The 2,472-nt window shown below is 47.1% G+C and carries 4 protein-coding genes; all 4 read right to left on the minus strand.

Annotated elements, in window-relative coordinates; genetic code table 11:
* Nucleotides 1-271 precede the first annotated feature (271 nt).
* The 4 genes from FPL22_RS17555 to FPL22_RS17570 all read right to left on the minus strand — a co-directional run bounded on the left by FPL22_RS17555 (nt 272) and on the right by FPL22_RS17570 (nt 2,338).
* Entirely contained in the window at nt 272-487 is a 216-nt protein-coding gene (locus FPL22_RS17555; protein WP_144354347.1) for a hypothetical protein, read from the minus strand.
* 103 nt (nt 488-590) lie between these two features.
* Nucleotides 591-1,229 carry a hypothetical protein gene (locus tag FPL22_RS17560; protein WP_144354348.1) on the minus strand — a complete coding sequence of 213 codons (639 nt, stop codon included), beginning with the start codon at nt 1,227-1,229 and terminating at the stop codon, nt 591-593.
* Between the two features lie 134 nt (nt 1,230-1,363).
* Nucleotides 1,364-1,588 (minus strand): hypothetical protein, encoded by a 225-nt coding sequence (locus FPL22_RS17565; protein ID WP_144354349.1) that lies wholly within the window; start codon nt 1,586-1,588, stop codon nt 1,364-1,366.
* Between the two features lie 9 nt (nt 1,589-1,597).
* A complete protein-coding gene (locus tag FPL22_RS17570) occupies nt 1,598-2,338 on the minus strand; it encodes a hypothetical protein (RefSeq protein WP_144354350.1) in 741 nt (246 codons plus the stop codon).
* Nucleotides 2,339-2,472: the final 134 nt, after the last annotated feature.

A 2,472-nucleotide genomic window follows, 5' to 3' on the forward strand; every position in this document is an offset into this window, starting at 1 on the left:
TGGCCGCTGCCAATGCGGGTTCAACCAATACCGATGGTATCGGTGGGCGTGGCGGAAAAGCTTGGGCCAAGACGGTTAAGTAGGCCGCAAGAAATAGTATGCTGAGTGATTTCATTTTTTGCCTAACGCTTTAGATCAGACATTTCGTGCGGTGGCACACAAAGCGGCTCCGCCGCGACTGTGCCACTGCACGAAATTGTCTGTAACGACTGGTTCGGCTCCGTGGTTTTTACTTCTGGCTCCAGAGATATTCATATGCGTAGGTTCGATTTTATTCTCGAAGACCGGTCCACGATAAAATCGGTGCAACCAATAATCCTAAAGCTACCGAGCCTGAAAAAGCGGTCATAAACCAAAATAAGAATGGCTCGTTATTCCGGCGAATCCAGCGATTTCTAGCGCCATACATAATGCCTTTTTTAATGCCGAATGCCCATAATACAGTCACCGGTATTCCGAATAAAAAGCATGCGAGATTAGTGCTCATATTTTTGCCGAACGTTCTGGGTCAGACATGCGGACCCTGTGCTATCGAATTATTGAGGAGCTTAAACCGCATTGTCTGTAGCCGCTGGTTGGGCTCCGTGGTTTCATTTCGTTTCTGCTGATTTCTGGCGCTGAGCTCTTCTTGCTCTCACTTCATCAGCGACTGCATCATTTAACTGAGCACGGTAAGCAGCTATTTCATCTTCGGTCTTTTCTGGCGTCTTTTTCTCGCGCACTATCTGATCCCATCGCGATATATAAGTGAATAACTCGTGATCTGATTGCTCGAACTCAGGCGTCGGGGTAATCGCCGTCATCTGCTGAGTCGCAGAATCCCACGATTTTCTTTTAAGCCATGCCAATACTGCGAGCTTTCTGAACTCCTCTGCCTCTGCTTTCCTTTCAGTCAATTGGGCGGAGAGACTAGCTCGGGCGTAAATTTCGGCGTTGTATGTGCCCCAATCCATATACTGCCAAACTTTCGGATCGGCTCCTTCTGTGAGCGCGATTAATTCTTTCGCTGCGGTAAACTGAGCCTCAGGATTCTCAAAATAGTATTTTGTGTAAGCAGCTAGCGAAGCTAGCTCTAGGGACTCATAAGATTTCTTCGCCTGTAATAGTTCGTGTGCTCTGGCTTCAGCCTGAACCTTTGTTTTACGCTGAGCATGCTCCTGCCAAATAGCAAAAGCGCAGGCGGCTATAACTATGAATACGACCGTGAGGATTAATGGTTTGGCTTTCATTTTGCCCAACGCTTTAGATCAGACATTTCGTGCGGTGGCACACAAAGCGGCTCCGCCGCGACTGTGACACTGCACGAAATTGTCTGTAACGACTGGTTCGGCTCCGTGGTTTTTATTTCTGGCTCCAGAGATATTCATGCGAGTGGCTCGTCTTCTTTTTGGTCCGACTTTCTCCAGATTACGCCCGCCGCAATCAGTGCCAAAGCCAGAAATGGAATCGAAAGTAATAATCGGTCTTTATTTGTGAGATCACCGCCGAAGCCTCGATACATCATGTATCCATAAATCATGATCGGTGCGGATATGAGAAAACTGAGACTGCCAGCACCTATCATAAATATCTGAAGTAGTGATTTCATTGCCGAACGTCAAAGATCAGACACGACCGCAGCTGGCGCGGAGCGTGCGACAGCACGATCCGTGACAGCTGTGGTCGTTGTCTGTAACGCTTGGTTAGCCTTCTTGGTTTGTTTTCTTAAATATTTGATCACGCTTTCTTCGTGGAGCGTATAACTAAATCCTCCTCCTCCGGTATGCCATTCTGAATCTTTCCACTTAATTTTCATCCACACTTCTTTTTGAAGTAATAAATCCAAAGCGCTTCCCGCATCGGCTTCCGACGGAACAATCAAATAGTCGGTTCTGAATATACCTTCAGCCTGGCAGTATATTATATACTTTCGAGGATCTTCCGCTACCCCTGCAAGTGAATAGCCGTCAGCTAATAAGAAATATACACCATTGCTTTCGGCCAGTGGGTAAATTGGCCAGTCCGAGTATTTCATCGTATTAAATGGCAGGTTGAGTCCACCAAAACGGGGCGGGCGTAAGGCCGAATTCGCTTTAGCCCTAAACACTAATCTACAGATCCATCCAATTTGCTCGCGGGTCTTGGAGTCTATATCGTGTCCGTATTCTGATTTTGAGTCCTTGCATAAATAAAGTAATTTGGCGACAGCCTCCTTTTCTCCTAAGGATATAAATTGATTCGCGACCTCCGCGAAATCGAATGATGTAGGTTTTTTCGGCAGGGGTAGATCGCGTGTATTTTCAGCGCCAAATGCGGATGCACAGGCCAAGACGAAAACAAGTAGTGTTATATTTTTCATTTTGGCTAACGCTTTAGATCAGACATGCGGTTTGCTGGCGCGACGGGTGCGAAGCAGCCGGCGTGACAGCAAACTGCATTGTCTGTAACGACTGGTTCGGCTCCGTTTTCATTGATCGCGATTTTGCACCAGTA

This window comes from Rariglobus hedericola, from assembly GCF_007559335.1.
Lineage (GTDB): Bacteria > Verrucomicrobiota > Verrucomicrobiia > Opitutales > Opitutaceae > Rariglobus > Rariglobus hedericola.